This window comes from Kitasatospora sp. NPDC097605 (assembly GCF_040302725.1).
GTDB lineage: Bacteria > Actinomycetota > Actinomycetes > Streptomycetales > Streptomycetaceae > Kitasatospora.
Window position 1 is genome coordinate 93,271 of record NZ_JBEOSF010000026.1, and the last position, 15,990, is coordinate 109,260.

Below are 15,990 nucleotides of genomic sequence, written 5' to 3' on the forward strand. Positions count from 1 at the left end.
TGCGCCCCGCACACCCCGCGCGTCCCGTACATCCCGCGCGTCCCGCGCATCAGTAGGCCCCCTGCCCCTGGAGCACCGCGCGCAGCGTCTTCCAGAGGATCACCGCGTCCAGGGCGAGCGACCAGTCCTCCACGTACCGCAGGTCCAGCCGCACCGCCTCGTCCCACGGCAGGTCGCTGCGCCCGCTGATCTGCCACAGGCCGGTGAGCCCGGGCTTGACGAGCAGCCGTCGCCGGATGTCCGGCCCGTACGCGGCGGTCTCCTCCGGCAGCGGAGGCCGGGGGCCGACCAGCGACATCGAGCCGGCGAGCACATTGAAGAGCTGCGGGAGCTCGTCGATCGAGTACCGGCGCAGCACTCCGCCCACCCTGGTCACCCGGGGATCGCGGCGGAGCTTGAACAGCAGCCCGGCGCCCTCGTTGTGCACGGCCAGCTCGGCCCGTGCCCGGTCGGCCCCCGCGGTCATGGTGCGGAACTTGACCAGGGTGAACTGGCGTCCGTCCTTGCCGACCCTGGGCTGCCGGTAGAACGCCCCGCCCTGACTGTCCATCATGACGAGCAGCCCGACGAACAGCATCAGCGGCGCGAACAGGATCAGCAGGATCACCGCGCCCAGCCGGTCGACGACCTCCTTGACCGCGCGCGGCCCCCCGGTGAAGGTCGGCATGCTGACCCGCAGCATCGGGATGCCGAGCACCGCGTCCACGTGCAGCCGCGGGCCGGCGACCTCCATCAGCACCGGGGCCACGACCATCTCGGCGTCGCCGCCCTCCAGGTTCCAGGCCAGCCGTTGCAGCCGGTCCGGGGTCCAGTACGGGTCCGGGGTGATCGCCACCACGCGGAACCCGTCGCGGCGGACGTGGTTGGCGACGTCCGCCAGCCGGCCGACCACCGGCACCCCGTCCAGCCGGTCACTGCCCCGCCCGAGCGCGTACGGCGTGCACACCGCCTCCACCTTCCAGCCCAGGTGGGGGAACTTGCGGGTCCGGTCGATCAGGTCGCGCACGGTCGCCGGGCTCCCGGCGGCGAGCACCGGGCGCAGGCACCGGCCCTCGCTGCGCTTGCGGTGCAGCCAGAGCCGCAGCAGGTAGCGCTCGGTCATGGTGACGGCCGTGATCGCCGGGATCGCGACGAAGATCCAGAGCTTGATGTTGTGCGAGGTGAGCGCGATCCCGCCGAGCGCCAGGACGACGGCCGCCGTGAACAGCGCGCGTCCGAGCCGGCGGAACTCCTCGGCGCCCTGGCCGAGCACGGCCGGAGCCCAGGACCGGGTCACCCCCAGCGCGCCCAGCACCAGCAGTTCGGTGCCGAAGGCGAGAATTCCCCATTTCTCGTGCCAGTTCGCGGCGTCCCGGACCCCGAAGAAGCCGCCTATCGCGGCGACCACGAATGCGGTGGCCACCGTATCGCTGGTGATCACCGTTCGGCGGTACTGTTGCTCCCAGTCGAGGCGAGGACGGCTGATTTTCCCCCTTGCCGGACGCGGTCGCCCCGAATTCGTCGATGGTGTCGCTTGTGTCGATTGCGTCGATGCCGATGGAAACGGGCGGACCGATTCCCCTTTCCCCTGCTCCGCGGTCCGTCCCAGGTCACCTGTGGGTTCGACGTGCTCGCTCCACACGATTCCTCCCCCCGGGAGGCATGCGCCTCCCGTGCTGCTCCTCCCTTGGGGAGCCCCCGCCCTCCCGTCGTGCCGCGCTGTTCCTGCCCACGGGAGGCCCCACTCCCGCGCATGCCGAAATCCGCTGTTGCAGCGCTGGTTGAGCATCCCGCCGGGACACCGGCGGTCTCGCTCGCCTGCCGGAGTCCCGAGGTGAGCGGGACTGCCGACGGTCACACCGTGCGATCGGCGCCCATGCTCGGGCACCGCGAATCGTTCACCCCCATGCCGCAGCCGGGGACGCGACTGATCGTCGTCCGCGGCGCCGGACCTGCGGATCTTCACGAATCGCCCAGGTCCCGCCGGGTGCAGCGAAATCAATCTAGAGCATCCGGGCACTCCAAAGAGGGGGATATGTGAAACGTCCACTCGAAATTTGACGTTTGCCCTGCCGGACGGCGCCCGAAGACAGCGGCCCGAAGGCGATGGGATACGCGGTGACCTGCGAGGACAAAGGTGCTGGAGATCGTCTTGAAAAGGTCGGCGCCGGGGCCGGACCGCGGTGGGCGGACCGGACCGCCGCACCGCCGGTCAGCGGGTCCCGGTGGCTCCGGGCGGGGCCACGGGCGGCGCCGATCTCCACCAGCTCGCGGGCGTCCTCCTCCCGCCCGGAGTCGCGGGCCAGGATCAGCAGCGCCGCGGCCCGCAGGCGGGGACCGGTGGCGAGGCCGAGCGCTTCCCGGGCGGCCGCCACGACCGTCGGATCGTCCTCGCCCACCAGCTCGTCGGCGTAGGCGGTGAGCAGGCGGGCGCGCACGTCCGGGGGGAGGCCCCCGCTCCCGCTCCCGTGCCCGCGCCGGTGCCCGCCGTGCGCCGGGCGTAGGGCGCGCGTGCCGGCGGGATCCGCCACCGGCGTACGGAAGTTCGGCAATCTGGAAGAAGCCGTCGCGGGACAGCGAGGCCACAGTGGTCCGGGCGCTCCGCGGGCCAGAACGCCCCGTTCCGGTCGCGTGGCGCCACCCTCACCCACCACGTCCTGCGGAGGTCCCGTGGCGAAGCGCGCCGAGCCGACGGCGGTCGGCCGAACCCTGTACCGGCTCAACCACGCCCACCACCGGATCGCGCTGAACGCGTTCCTGGCCATCGTCCTCGCGCACTGGGCCGAGCACCTCGCGCAGGCCTACCAGATCTGGGCGCTGGGCTGGCCGGTGAAGAAGGCCGGCGGTGCCCTCGGCCTCGCCTACCCCTGGCTCGTCACCACCGAGTGGCTGCACTACGGCTACGCCCTCGTCATGCTCACCGCGCTGTTCCTGCTCCGCCCCGGCTTCACCGGGCGCAGCCGGACGTGGTGGACGATCGCCCTCGGCATCCAGTTCTGGCACCACATCGAGCACCTGCTGCTCTTCGTGCAGGCGCAGAGCCACCACTTCCTGTTCGGCAAGGCCGCGCCGACCAGCATCCTCCAGCTGGTCGTCGCGCGGGTGGAGCTGCACCTCTTCTACAACACCATCGTCTTCATCCCGATGGTCGTCGCCATGTACCTGCACCTGCGGCCGAGCCAGGAGGAGCTGGAGGCGATGACCTGCGACTGCCGCGCCGCCGAGGTGCCCCGGACGGCGGCCGTCTCCGGTGCCTGAGACGGCCCTCCCGGTGGCGGCGGACCCCGGGGCCGCCGGGGCTCGGGGGACCGGGGACCGGGGCGCCGGCCGGACGGGTTCGCCCCGGGTGTTCCAGCGGACGATGGCGATCGGCCTGGGCCTGCTCGCCGTGGTGCTGGCGGCGGTGGGGTGGCTCAGTTCGGCGGAGCCGGTGGAACTCTCCGGGGCCAGCCCGGCGGCCCGCGGCAGGCTGGAGCGGGCGCCCGCCGAGGTGGTCCTGAACTTCTCGGGGCCGGTGCGCTCCTCCTCGCTGATGCTGGCCGTGAACGCCACCGACGGCACCTCGGTGACCGACGGGGCGCCCTCGCTCGACGGGGGCCGGCTGTCGGTGCCGGTCTCGATCACCGAGCCGGGGGCGTACCGGGTCACCTACCGGCTGGCGCTGGACCGGGGGCGGGTGGTCTCCGGGACGACCGACTTCGTGGTCGGCTCCGGGCCGCTGCCCGAGGGCGGCGAGGACGTGGAGGAGGAGGCCGCGGGCGGCCACAGCCACGGCGTGGAGGGGCCGTTCAACATCCTGCTGCTCTGCCTGGACGCGGTGCTGCTCCCGGGCGCCCTGTGGCTGATGGTGCGGCGCCCGCGCGTCCGGCGACGGGCCGGCGCCGCCTGACGCTTCGCGGCCTGCCGTAGGGCCCGTTCCCCCGCCGCGGGGGAGCGGGCCCCACGGCGCCGGGTTCAGGAGACGGCCACCGGGCGGTCCGTGTGCTCGGCCGCCAGCGTGCCGAGCAGCCGCAGCGCCGTCTGCGACGGGGAGCCGGGCTCGACGGTGAAGGCCACCAGCATCAGCTCCGGCTCCTCGGTGCGCAGCACCTCCTGGTGGAGCGTGAGCTCACCCACCTGCGGGTGGCGCAGCACATTGGTGAACGAGTCGCAGTTGGCCACCGAGTGGTCCTCCCAGAGGGCGGCGAACTCGGCGCTGGAGGCGAGCAGTTCATCCACGAATCCGTGCACCCGGCGGTCGGCCGGGAAGCGCGCCGCCACCATCCGCAGATGCGCGACCACGGAGCGGGCCTTGCCCTCCCAGTTGGCGAACAGCGCCCGGGTCGGCGGATCGAGGAAGATCATCCGCGTCATGTTGGGCAGGCCCTCGTGGTGCCCGCCGAACACCGCGCGCGCCAGCGGGTTCCAGGCGAGCACATCGGCCGTCGGCGAGAGCGCCATCACGGGCACGTCGTCCATCATCGCCATCAGCCGCCGCAGACCCGTGGGGAGTTGCCGGACCACCCGCAGGGCGCGGCCGTTCGCCGACCGTCCGGGGCGGGCCAGCGCGACCAGGTGGGCGTGCTCGGCGTCGTCCAGGCGCAGCGCCCGGGCCAGCGCGTCGAGAATGCCGTCGGAGACGTTCTGCCCCAGCCCCTGCTCCAGCCTGGCGTAGTAGGAGACGCTGACACCGGCCAGCTGGGCGAGCTCCTCCCTGCGCAGACCCGGCACCCGCCGGCGTTCTCCGTACTGTCCGAGTCCGACGTCCGCCGGATGGAGCCTGGCCCGACGGGACTTGAGGAATCTCCCGAGCTCATCCATGAGTCTTATTATGCTGAAGGTAGTACTGCGAAGCCTAGCCTTCCCAGTGAGACCACCAGCAGGTGTCTGGCTAGCCGGCGGGTGATCTCCCACCCTTGCTCGCATGACCACGCTTCCCGACTCGCGGAACCGCATGAGTACCCGGCTCCGACTGACCCTGTTCATCCTGCTGGGCGCGCAGTTCATGCTGTCCGTCGACTTCTCGATCCTCAACGTCGCGCTCCCGCAGATCGGTTCCGGGGTCGGGATGTCCTCCGACGACCTGCCGTGGGTGGCGTCGGCGTACGCGCTGCCGGCCGCGGGCTTCACCCTCCTGTTCGGCCGGATCGCCGACCTGTTCGGCCGCCGCCGGCTCTTCCTCGCGGGCATCACGCTGCTCACCGTGGCGTCGGTGCTCGGCGGCATCGCGGACACCGGCGGCCCGCTGCTCACCGCGCGCGTCCTGCAGGGTCTGTCGACCGCGATGGCCGCCCCCGCGGCCCTCTCCCTGCTGACCACCTCGTTCTCCGAGGGCGCGATGCGCGAGCGGGTGCTGGGCCTGAACGGCGCGCTGCTCTCCGGCGGCTTCACCGTGGGCGCCCTGGTGGGCGGCACCCTGGTCGGTCTGCTGAGCTGGCGCTGGGCCTTCCTGATCAACGTCCCGGTGGCCATCGCCATCCTGATCGCCACGCCGCGGCTGATCGCCGACAGCCGGGCCCCGGAGAAGGTCCGGCTCGACGTGCCCGGCGCCGTCTCGGTGACGGCCGGTCTGCTCGCCTTCATCTACGGCATCATCGACAAGAACCTGCTCATCGCCGCCGCCGGCGTGGTGCTGCTCGGCGTCTTCTGGGCGATCGAGCTGCGCGCCCCCGCCCCGCTCGCCTCGGTCCGGATCCTCAAGCGCCCCACCGTCAAGTGGGGGAACTTCGCCGGTCTCGTCGTGTTCGCGATGGAGAGCGCGCTGATCTTCCTGATGACCCTGTACCTGCAGGACGTGCTGGACTTCGCCCCGCTGACCACCGGGCTGATCTTCGGCGTGCCCGGGCTCGCGGCGGTGGCCGCCGGCGTCATCGCGGGCCGGGCGATCGGCCGTTGGGGCACCCGGACCGTCCTGACCGTCGGCCTCTCGGTGCAGGGCCTCGCCACCGCGCCGCTGATCCTGCTCGGCACCGACCGGGTCATGCTGGCGGTGCTGCTCCCGGCCCTGTTCATCAGCTTCTTCGGCCACGTCACCTCCATCGTCGCCTACACCGTCACCGCGACCTCCGGCCTGCCGGACTCCGAGCAGGGGCTGGCGACCGGCCTGGCCGCGCTCAGCCAGCAGGTGGCGGTCACCATCGGCATCCCGATCCTCAGCGCCGTCGCCGCCTCCCGCGCGGTGCAGCTGGACGGCATCCGGCTCGCTCTCGCCGTCGACGTGATCGTCACGCTGCTCGCGGTGGGCCTGGTCTGGTTCGGCCTGCGCGCCCGCTCCGAGGCGCTGCCCGCGGCCGTGACCGACCCGCAGGTCGAGGTCGGCGAGCAGGCGGTGAGCCGCTGAGCGGCCGGCCCGCCGAAGACGGCAGCCACGGAGAAGATGTCCGGGAGCGTCCCCGGGATCATCGAAGAGCGATCGGCGGAGCGAGCCCCGCGGACCTTCCCGCGGGGCTCGCTCCGCCGCCCGCGTTCCCCATCCCGCCGCGAGGAACGGATCCGGCTGTGGCCGTGAAGAGAATCACCGTCAACCACATCGACTTCGCCTACCTGGAGCACGGCGAGGGCCCGCTGGCCCTGCTGATGCACGGCTTCCCCATGTCGCCGGCGACCTACCGGTACCTCATGCCCGCGCTGGCCGAGGCGGGTTACCGCGCCGTCGCCCCCTGGCTGCGCGGCTTCGCGCCCTCCACCCTGCCGCCGGACGGCTCCTTCGCGATCGCCGACCTGGTGGCCGACATCAACGGCCTGCACGAGGCGCTGGGCGGCGACGGCGACGCCGTCCTGGTGGGACACGACTTCAGCGCCCCCGCCGTCTGGGGCGCCGCCCAGGACGCGGACCGCTGGTCGAGCGCCGTCGTCTGCGACGTTCCGCCGCTGGCGGTGTTCGGGCCGATGGTCCTGACGCCCCGCGGCACCGACGCGCTGAGCCACTTCTGGTTCTTCCAGACGGCGGTGGCCGACCAGGTGGTCGCCGCGGACGACCTCGGCTACCTCGACTGGATCTACCGGAAGTTCACGGCCGACGGCTTCGACGCCACCGAGGACCTGAAGCACGCCAAGGACGCCCTGCGGGCGCCGGAGAACCTGGCGGCGGCCCTCGCCCTCTACCGGACGGCCTTCCCCCCGGACCGCTTCGGCACGCCGGAGTGGGCGCAGGAGCACGCCGCCGTCTGGGGCGCCCCGCCGAGCCGGCCCGTGCTCAACCTCTTCGGCTCGGAGGACCCCAGCTTCGCGATCACCGACACGGCGCTGGCGGCCATCGTCGACGCGCTGCCCGAGGGCTCGCACGCCGAGGTCGTCCCGGGGGCGGGCCACATCGGGCTGGTCGAGAAGCCCGCCGAGGTCAACAGCCTGGTCCTGCGCTTCCTTGCCGGGGAGCTCTGAGCGGCGGTACACCGGAACGGCCCGGGCGGCCGGCCCCAGCGGCCGGCCGCCCGGGCCGTTCCCATGTCCTGCCGGACGGTCAGGAGCTGAACTTGTCCTGGCCGTTCCACCAGTTCTCGCCGGGCCCCTTGGCGGTGGCGTCGTCGTAGCGGTCGTGGTGGCGCCACCAGTCCCAGGGGTGCTCCAGGCCCTCCTCCTGCCGGCCCAGCAGCGTCATCTCCAGGTAGTTGTAGGTGTTCAGGGTGACCTCGCTGCCCCGGTCGTACACCGAGTTGGTGTGGAAGACCTCGTCCCCCTCGCGCAGGAAGGAGCTGACGCCGGGGAGTTCGCCCTTGTCGGTGGTGACGTGGAAGTCGCGGTTGAAGTCGGTGCCGTAGGAGGAGACGAAGGGGAGGTCCCAGCCCATCCGGGCGCGGAACGCCTCGATCTTGGCGATCGGGGCCCGGGCCACCATCACGAACGAGGTGTCCCGGTTGTGCAGGTGGGCCAGGTGCCCCACCGAGTCGGCCTGCATCGAGCAGCCGGGGCAGCCCTCCTCCCAGGCCGGGTCGAACATGAAGTGACGGACGACCAGCTGCCGCCGCCCCTGGAAGAGGTCGAGCAGGGTGGGGGAGGCCCCGGGCGCCTCGAAGACGTACTCCTTCTCGACCCGCACCCGCGGCAGCGCGCGGCGGGCCGCCGAGACCGCGTCGCGCAGCCGGGTGAGCTCCTTCTCCTGCTCCAGCAGTTCCTTGCGGGCGGTGAGCCACTCGTCCTTGGTCACGATGGGCGACAGATCCACACTGGCCTCCTGGCTGCGGTGCCGCCGCCGGGCAGCGGCGGGCGGGAACGATGCTGGGATCAGAGTGGCACGCGCGACGGCCCTTTCCTTCCTCGCGATTGCCCACCGGGAATGACCGGCCGCCGGGATCCGGCAATTCAGAAGAGGTCCCGCCGGGCCGGTCGGTGAAATCCTTTCCCGGTGACCGGGTGAATGCGAACTCCGGTCCGGTCGCCCACCCAACCGCACCGTCCAGGAGGAAATGATGCCGTCCACTGGAATACCGACCCGGGAAGAAATCGTCGAGCGGGTCTCCGCGCTGGTGCCGGTCCTCCGGGAGCAGGCGGCCTGGTCCGAGGAGAACCGCCGGCTGAGCGAGGAGACGGTCGCGGCCCTCGCCGAGGCCGGCGTCTTCCGGCTCAGGACGCCGGTGCGCTACGGCGGCTACGAGTGCGACACCAGCACGCTGGTGGAGGTCGCCATGGAGCTCGGCCGCGCCGACGGCGCCATCGCCTGGACCTCCTCGGTCTTCTGGATCCCGACCTGGCTCGCCGGGCTCTTCCCCGACAGCGCCCAGGACGAGGTCTTCACCTCCGAGGCCCCCCGGGTCTGCGGCACCAACAGCCCCACCGGCACGGCCGTCCCGGCCGAGGGCGGCATCGTCGTCAACGGTTCCTGGAAGTTCGTCAGCGGGGCGCTGCACGCGGGCTGGCAGGAGATCGCCGCGATCCTGATCCGCCCGGACGCCGAGCCCGAGCCCATCATGGCGCTGGTCCCGATGACGGAGCTCAGGATCGTCGACGACTGGCACACCGTCGCCCTGCGCGGCAGCGGCAGTGTCACCACGGTGGCCGAGGAGCTCTTCATCCCGGAGCACCGCATCATCCCGATGAGCGCCTCCATGCGGCCGCAGGGCCTCTCCCGGGCCAACGCCGACTCCCCGGTGTGGCGCACCTCCGCCTCCCTGGTCGCGGCGGCCTCCGGCGTCGGCGTGGCGGTCGGCCTGGCCAAGGCGGCCCGCGAGGTGTTCTTCGAGCGGCTGCCCGGCCGGAAGATCACCTACACCGACTACACCGTGCAGAGCGAGGCCCCGATCACCCACCTGCGGGTCGCCGAGGCCGTCAACAGCATCGACCAGGCGGAGTTCCACGCCCGCCGCGCCGCCGCCACCGTGGACGCCAAGGCCGCCTCCGGGGAGGCGTGGAAGCTGGAGGAGCGGGCCCGCGTCCGCAACGACCAGGGCGAGGCGACGCGGCTCGCCAAGCACGCCGTCGACCTGCTGGTGAGCATCAGCGGCGGTACCTCGATCTACCTCGACGTGCCGCTCCAGCGGATCGCCCGGGACATCCAGGCGGTCGGCCTGCACGCCCTGATCAACCCGGACACCAACGCGGAGCTCTACGGCCGGGTGCTGTGCGGGATGGAGCCCAACACGCTGTACATCTGAGCGACCCGGGCGCGGCCGGGCCCGCCGTCCCGTCGAGGGACGCCGGGCCCGGGCGCGCGGCCCGTCCGTCAGTGGCCGACCATGCCGCCCGTCAGGTCGGCCGTCGTCCCCGTGGACACGGCGGCCAGGTCCGAGGCCATGAACGCCGCCATGTTCCCGACGTCCGCCAGCGCGGGCCAACGGCCCAGCAGGTTGCGGGCCGCGGAGCGGTCCTGCCAGCCGGCCATCCGGTCCGGCAGCGCGGGCAGGTCCGTCGCCAGGGTGCTCTCCACGCTCCTCGGCGCCTCCGGCGACCCGGCGGAGTGGAGGCAGAGCACCCGGACGCCCTCCGGTCCCAGCTCGGCCGCGAGCGTGCGGGCGAAGGCCTCCACCGCCGCCCAGGCCGGGCCGAACCCGGCGGTGTACGGGTAGGGGACGCGCGAGGGCGCGGCGGTCATCATCATGATCACGCCCCGTCCCCGCGGCAGCATGCGCGTGGCCGCCGCGTTGGCGGTGACGAACTGCGCCCGGGTGAAGTCGATGATCGGCAGCGAGAAGTCCTCGAAGGACAGCTCGCCCAGAGCCGCGCCCTGCCCGCCGCCCGGCCGCCGGGTGGAGGTCGCGCAGAAGGAGACGTCGAGCCCGCCGGTCCGCTCGACCACGGAGTCCAGGAAGCCCTCGACCGCGTCCCGGTCGAGCGCGTCCACCTGCGCGGTGACCAGCGAGCCGCCCTCGGACTCCACGTCGTGCGCCAACTGCTTGAGCGCGGCCTCGCCGCGCCCCGCCACGAACACCCGGGCGCCCTCCCGGACGAAGGCCCTGGCCACGGCGCCTCCGATCGCGCCGGCGCCGTAGACGACCGCCGTCCTGTCCGTCAGCAGACTCTCCATCGGGTCCCACCTTCCCCTGGGGCGTACCGTGCGGCGCCGGCCCACCGGCGCGTCCGATCCACGCTAAGGAAGCCCCGGCCACCCCGCGACCCGAGCGGGCGCGCCCCCACCCCGGATCCCGCCACCGCCGCAGGTCGGACCCACCGCCCCGGGCCGCCTACCCGAAGGTGTGACCGCCGCACGGGCAGCTGACGAACACCCGTGCGACTCGCGGCGGAACGCGATCCAGCGGCAGTGCACGGATCCGTGTCATGCCGTTCTCGTGACGGACGACGCCGGAGTTGATGTCGATCGGTGCTCCACCGCCCGAATCGCAGGCGATGGTCACGATGTCGCCACCGGGTGAATGGGCAATGCGGCGGGGTGGATCGCGATGGACACGGGTGAGTCCGACGGAGCGGTGGAGCCGGTATTCGCCGGCCGGGGAATCGGCCGTCCGGACGCACACACTCCCGCCGACGTCGGCCGAGGTGACAGGCGATTCCGGAGCCGGCCCGGCCTTCTCCGGCAGTCAGACGTCCCGCCCCTGTCACGGGCCCCGTCCGGGGCCGCGTACGCTGCGTACCGGATCGGGCGACAGCAGGCCGGTCCGGAGGGGACGGGAATGAGCGTGTGCGGGAGGCCGGCGGCCGGGCGGTCCCGTCCGGGGAGGGCCGCGCGGTGACGGGCTTCGTCTTCGAGGCGACCGGGCCCGGGTCCGTCGCCGCCCACCGCATCGGCACCGCGATCACCGGCCCGGTCACCGTCCTGCCGGCCGAGTTGCTGAACTCGGCACGCGAGGTCGAGGCTCCCGCCGGGTTCACCGAACTGCCGGCGCTCCCGCACTGGCTCGGTCGTGAGGACGCGCTGGGCCGGCTGCGCGCCGTGTTCGAGGCGGCGCCCGGGCAGCCGGCCGCCGGAAGCGTCGTCGTCCAGGGCCTCGGCGGCGTCGGGAAGAGCACCCTGGCGCTCGCGTACGCCCACCGGCACCGCCGCGACCACACCGTGGTGTGGTGGGTCGCCGCCGCGTCCCCCGCCCAGATCGAGCAGTCGCTGGCCGATCTCGCCCTGCGGTTGGCCCCCACGTCGGTGGGCGGCGCGTCCACCGAGGAACGCGCCGCCTGGGCGTTGCTGTGGCTGCGGTGGCACCCGGGTTGGCTGCTGGTCTTCGACAACGTCGAGGACCCGGCCGACCTGCGGCCCTTCCTCGGCGCACCGGACGGCTGCGTCCTCGCCACCAGCCGGCGGTCGGCCGGCTGGCCGGGCTCCGTCCCGGCGCTCGTCCTGGACGTCCTCGACCCGGCCGAGGCGAGCGAACTCCTCTGCCGCCATGTGCTCGGCGAGACCCCGCCGACGCCCCGTCAGGCGCAGGAGGCCAGGGCCCTCGCCGCCGACCTGGGGCAGCTTCCGATCGCCCTGGAGCAGGCCGGCGCCTACCTCGCGCAGAACCCGACCATCGGCATCGAGAGCTACCGCCGAAGGCTGACGGCCAAGCTGGACAAGGCCTCGGACGGCGTCGACCCCGAGCGCACCGTCGCCCGGATCTGGCGCCAGACGATCGGCACCCTGACCGAGCGCGACCCGCTGGCGGTCTCCGTCCTGTCCACGCTGGCGTGGCTGGCGCCCGACAGCGTCCCGGTGGCGCTGCTGGCTCCGCTCGCCGACGACCCCGACGACCCCGACGACCTCCACGAGGCGCTCGGGACCCTCCGTGCCTACGGCATGGTCTCCCTCACCCGGGACACCGTCGGCGTCCACCGCCTGGTCCAGGTCACCCTGCGGGGCCGGCCGGCCCCCGGCGGCACGGCTCCCGCCGGCCGCCGGGAGGCCGAGGAACTGCTGTGCGCGGCGGTCCTCCCGCTGGGAGAACCGCCGCGCTCCGGCCGGTCGGCCGCCTGGGAGCGGATCCTGCCGCACCTCGTCGCGCTGGCGGCCACCACACCCGAGGGCCACCCGGACACCTTTCCCGCCGGACGGTACGCCGCCGCCGCGACCTACCTCACCGACCGGGGCCACGACGCCCGTGCCGTTCCGCTGCTCACGGCGGCCCTCGCCCGCTGCGAGGAACTCGCCGGGGCGGAGCACGAGATCACCCTGAGGATCCGCGCCAACCTGGCCCGTGCCCACCACAGCGCCGGGGACTTCGAGCGGTCCATCACGATCCTCGAACCGATGGCGGCTCAGTGCGCCCAGGTTTTCGGCGACATGCACCCGGAGGCGCTCACGATCGACTCCAACCTCGCCAACTCCTACCGTGCTTCCGGCGATCTGCCCCGCGCCGTCGCCCTCCACGAGGCCACCCTGGCCCGGCGTCGGCGGGCGCTCGGCGACGACCACCCCGACACCCTCGTCAGTTACGAGGAACTGGCCGGCACCTATCAGGCCGCCGGTGACCTGGAGCGAGCGATTCCGCTGCACGAAGCGACCCTCGCCCAGTACGAGCGGAGACTCGGCCCGGCCCATCCGCGCACGCTGACCAGCCGCAGCGGCCTGGCTACGGCCCTCCTCGCCGCAGGCGACCTGGACCGCGCCATCCCCTTGTACACCGCGGTCCTCTCCCAGCGGCGGCAGGCGTTCGGCGACAGCGATCCCGGCACGATCACCAGCCGGAACAACCTGGCCTGCGCCTACACCGTCGCCGGGCGTCCCGACCGGGCGGCGCAGCAGCTCGAAGTGGTCCTGGCCCTGAGCGAGGAGGTGCACGGGGAGGCGCATCCGGAGACCATCGCCGTCCGCGCGAACCTCGGCTGCGCCTTCCGGGACGCCGGAGACGTCTCCCGTTCGGTTTCCCTGCTGGAGACGGCGGCGGCCCAGAGCGCCCACCTCCTCGGCGACACCCACCCCCAGACCCTCACCACCCGGAACGGGCTGGCGCAGGCCTACCAGGCAGCCGGCGACCCGGTGCGGGCGATCGACCTGTACGAGACCGTCCTCGACCACCGCACCCGACTGATCGGCGAGTCCCACCCCCACACCCTCGCCACCCGGAGCGGTCTCGCGAAGGCCTGCCTCGCGGCGGACGATCCGGACCGTGCGGTGTCACTGTTCGAGTCGACCGTCGCCCAGTGCGAGCAGGTGTTCGGCGAGTCCCACCCCGACACGCTGGCCAACCTCATCGGCCTGGCCGACGCACTGCAGCTGACTGCCGATCCGGTGCGGGCCGTCCCGCTCATGGAGACGACGCTGGAACGGTGCGTCGGTTCGCTCGGCGAGGACCACCCGCACACCGTGATCTGCCGGATCAACCTGGCCACCATGCTGCTCATGGCCGACGACGCCCGCCGTGCTGTCCAACTCCTCGAAGTCACCATGCCGCACGCCAGCCGGCTCCTCGGAAACCTCCACCCGCGCACCGTCACCGGCTGGACGAACCTGGCCGGCGCGCACCTGGAATGCGGCGACGCGGCACGGGCCGTCGCCGTTCTGGAGGAGCTCTGCTCACGGCTGGAGCCCGAACTCGGCGGCACCCATCCGCAGACACTCGACTGCACCGTCATGCTGGCCCTTGTCCACGGCAGGTCCGGCGGCCTCGCCCGGGCGACCGAACTCCTGGAACGGACCGTGGCGCTCACCGGGGAGGAACTCGGTCCCACCCACGCGGACACTCTCGCGCAGACGCGGTACCTGGCCGAGATGTACCGGGCCGACGGCCGGCCCGACCGGGCCGTGCCGCTGTACGAAGCGGACCTCGCGCACTGGCGGCAGACCTTCGGTGACCATCCGAACGTCCTGATCGCCCAGCTCTCCCTGGCGGACGCCCACCAGGAGGCCGGCGCGCACCGGAAGGCGGTTGCGCTCTACCGGGCCGCCCTCGAACGGATCGAGCCCGGCCTGGGTGCGGAGAACCCCTTCGTCGCGCAGGTCCGAGCCAGGCTCGAAGCGGCCGGACGGGCCGCACGGGAGACTGAGGGGAATGGTGCCGCCGGCACGTCGGCTGCAGGCGGCTAGCGGAGCGGGTGGCCCGAGCCACCGGGCGGGGCGGGCGGGATCGCCGGTCGCCACGCTGGTGGCCACCGGGCCGCCGTCGTGGCCGGCCTTCCCGCCCGTCGCTCCGCCGAGTCGAGGTGTTCGGGGCCGGGGCTCAGCCGCCGAGGCGGGCGAGGAGCAGCCGCGCCCGACGGGACTTGGCCTCGGCGCGGTTCTTCAGGTACAGCGCGTGGGCGAGGCGGTGCTGCTCGGCCTCCCGCATCCGCTCGTTGATGATGGCGCGCGCGGTGTCGAGGTGGTAGTTCATGACGGTGTTCCCCCTACCGGTGGGTAGCCTGCCGACGCCTTTGGCATCAGCCCCAAGGCCGCCCTTCTGCCTATGATTCTACACCCTCATCTGAGTCTCGGCCGCCAATTCGCAGCCATCACGGGTTGTTGTCCTACTGTTTGAAGGCCCGTCGGTTGGTGAGGGGTAGATGTGCCGGACGTGACCGCCCGCCGACCGTCGCCGGTCGCGGCGGTGGGGGGAGCGCCGGCTCCGGTGCCTCGGCAGACAGCGGGGTCTCCGTGGCGCGGCCGCCCCCGGGGGGCGGCTCACTGTCACGGAGACCCCGCTGCTGTGCCTACCGGCTGCGATCAATCGATCTCGGACCTAGTCGGGCGAGATCGGGATCAGTACACGATCCACTTCTGGTCGGCCAGGCCGGCGCAGGTGTACTGGAAGGCGCCGCTGTTGTTCGCGGTGCCCTGCACGACCAGGCACTTGCCGCTGTTCGCGTTCTGGAACTGGTACCGGCCGGAGCTGTCCACCAGGCCGTACCAGAACTGGTCGGCCAGGCCGGCGCAGTCGTACTGGAAGACGCCGCTGTTGTTCGCGGTGCCCTGCACGACCAGGCACTTGCTGCTGTTGTTGTTGACGATCTGGAACGCCGTCCCGGAGGAGTTCCAGCGGATGTTCCACTGCTGGTCGGCGAAGTTGGCGCAGTCGTACTGGAAGGCGCCGCTGTTGTTCGCGGTGCCCTGCACGACCAGGCACTTGCCGCTGTTCGCGTTCTGGTAGTGCTGGGCGGCCGCGGCGAGCCCGGCCAGCTGCGCGCTGCTGCTCTGCGTCGTGACCCGGGTCTGCGTGGACGAGGCCGCCGGAACGGTCTCGGCCGAGGCGGTGCCGGCCGCGCCGAGCATGGTGGCGGCAACGAGCGCCGCCCCTGCCGCGGCGGACCCCCCTGCCTTGAGCGCCTTCTTGGTGACCTGAAGCATTGACCCCTCCATACTTCCGGATTTCCCTTGTCGACCCATGTGGAAGCGACGAGTGGACTCTATGCGAACTAATAGATCGCCAGAAAGGGTCGCCAATGGATTTCGGACGTTTACTTCGTGTCGATACCAATCCATTGACCCGAAGGGGCTTGCATTGCCCTTTTTGGTCGCATATGTGGCGGCATTCCGGAATTGATGCGCCCCGCATGCGACGCCGCGCCGGCCGGAGGGAGCCTCCGGCCGGGCGGCCACCGAAGGGCGGACCGGGTCCGTTGTGCGGGGCCGCCCGCTCGCCTGCCGCGCCGCACCCACCGGCCGCGACCTCGGCAGCCGCCCCGTGTAGGTCGCGGGCCCGTAGCCGAACCTGCGGTAGATCACGGCCTCGGAGGCCAGCAGCACCGAGAGGTACTCCC

Annotated in this window: 13 protein-coding genes; 6 read left to right on the forward strand and 7 right to left on the reverse strand. The window is 72.6% G+C overall.

Annotated elements, in window-relative coordinates; genetic code table 11:
• Positions 1–49: 49 nt before the first annotated feature.
• Both ABTX81_RS26415 and ABTX81_RS26420 read right to left on the reverse strand, forming a co-directional pair.
• Positions 50–1,465 carry a sugar transferase gene (locus tag ABTX81_RS26415; protein WP_350550142.1) on the reverse strand — a complete coding sequence of 472 codons (1,416 nt, stop codon included), beginning with the start codon at positions 1,463–1,465 and terminating at the stop codon, positions 50–52.
• A gap of 517 nt (positions 1,466–1,982) precedes the next feature.
• Positions 1,983–2,417, reverse strand: a complete 435-nt coding sequence (locus ABTX81_RS26420) for a hypothetical protein (protein WP_350550102.1) — start codon at positions 2,415–2,417, stop codon at positions 1,983–1,985.
• A 232-nt stretch (positions 2,418–2,649) separates the two neighbouring features.
• Between ABTX81_RS26420 and ABTX81_RS26425 the strand changes: the two genes are divergently transcribed.
• Positions 2,650–3,237, forward strand: a complete 588-nt coding sequence (locus ABTX81_RS26425) for a hypothetical protein (protein ID WP_350550105.1) — start codon at positions 2,650–2,652, stop codon at positions 3,235–3,237.
• Positions 3,238–3,325: 88 nt separating this feature from the next.
• Entirely contained in the window at positions 3,326–3,868 is a 543-nt protein-coding gene (locus ABTX81_RS26430) for a copper resistance CopC family protein (RefSeq protein ID WP_350550107.1), read from the forward strand.
• Between the two features lie 65 nt (positions 3,869–3,933).
• Here the strand turns inward: ABTX81_RS26430 and ABTX81_RS26435 are convergent, their stop codons facing one another.
• Positions 3,934–4,779: a helix-turn-helix transcriptional regulator gene (locus ABTX81_RS26435; protein WP_350550109.1), complete on the reverse strand. Its 846-nt coding sequence runs from the start codon at positions 4,777–4,779 to the stop codon at positions 3,934–3,936.
• Between the two features lie 133 nt (positions 4,780–4,912).
• Here ABTX81_RS26435 and ABTX81_RS26440 point away from each other — a divergent pair, with 133 nt between their 5' ends.
• Both ABTX81_RS26440 and ABTX81_RS26445 read left to right on the forward strand, forming a co-directional pair.
• Positions 4,913–6,298 carry an MFS transporter gene (locus tag ABTX81_RS26440; protein WP_350550112.1) on the forward strand — a complete coding sequence of 462 codons (1,386 nt, stop codon included), beginning with the start codon at positions 4,913–4,915 and terminating at the stop codon, positions 6,296–6,298.
• Between the two features lie 158 nt (positions 6,299–6,456).
• Entirely contained in the window at positions 6,457–7,338 is an 882-nt protein-coding gene (locus tag ABTX81_RS26445; RefSeq protein WP_350550114.1) for an alpha/beta fold hydrolase, read from the forward strand.
• Between the two features lie 79 nt (positions 7,339–7,417).
• Here ABTX81_RS26445 and ABTX81_RS26450 read toward each other — a convergent pair whose 3' ends face one another.
• Entirely contained in the window at positions 7,418–8,119 is a 702-nt protein-coding gene (locus ABTX81_RS26450) for a DUF899 domain-containing protein (RefSeq protein ID WP_350550116.1), read from the reverse strand.
• Positions 8,120–8,363: 244 nt separating this feature from the next.
• Between ABTX81_RS26450 and ABTX81_RS26455 the strand changes: the two genes are divergently transcribed.
• Entirely contained in the window at positions 8,364–9,545 is a 1,182-nt protein-coding gene (locus tag ABTX81_RS26455) for an acyl-CoA dehydrogenase family protein (RefSeq protein ID WP_350550118.1), read from the forward strand.
• A 68-nt stretch (positions 9,546–9,613) separates the two neighbouring features.
• Here the strand turns inward: ABTX81_RS26455 and ABTX81_RS26460 are convergent, their stop codons facing one another.
• Positions 9,614–10,414: an SDR family NAD(P)-dependent oxidoreductase gene (locus ABTX81_RS26460; protein ID WP_350550120.1), complete on the reverse strand. Its 801-nt coding sequence runs from the start codon at positions 10,412–10,414 to the stop codon at positions 9,614–9,616.
• Positions 10,415–11,074: 660 nt separating this feature from the next.
• Here ABTX81_RS26460 and ABTX81_RS26465 point away from each other — a divergent pair.
• Positions 11,075–14,341 carry a tetratricopeptide repeat protein gene (locus tag ABTX81_RS26465; protein WP_350550123.1) on the forward strand — a complete coding sequence of 1,089 codons (3,267 nt, stop codon included), beginning with the start codon at positions 11,075–11,077 and terminating at the stop codon, positions 14,339–14,341.
• Between the two features lie 133 nt (positions 14,342–14,474).
• Here the strand turns inward: ABTX81_RS26465 and ABTX81_RS26470 are convergent, their stop codons facing one another.
• A complete protein-coding gene (locus ABTX81_RS26470) occupies positions 14,475–14,627 on the reverse strand; it encodes a hypothetical protein (protein WP_350550125.1) in 153 nt (50 codons plus the stop codon).
• A gap of 365 nt (positions 14,628–14,992) precedes the next feature.
• A complete protein-coding gene (locus ABTX81_RS26475; protein ID WP_350550128.1) occupies positions 14,993–15,577 on the reverse strand; it encodes an RICIN domain-containing protein in 585 nt (194 codons plus the stop codon).
• Positions 15,578–15,990 lie beyond the last annotated feature (413 nt).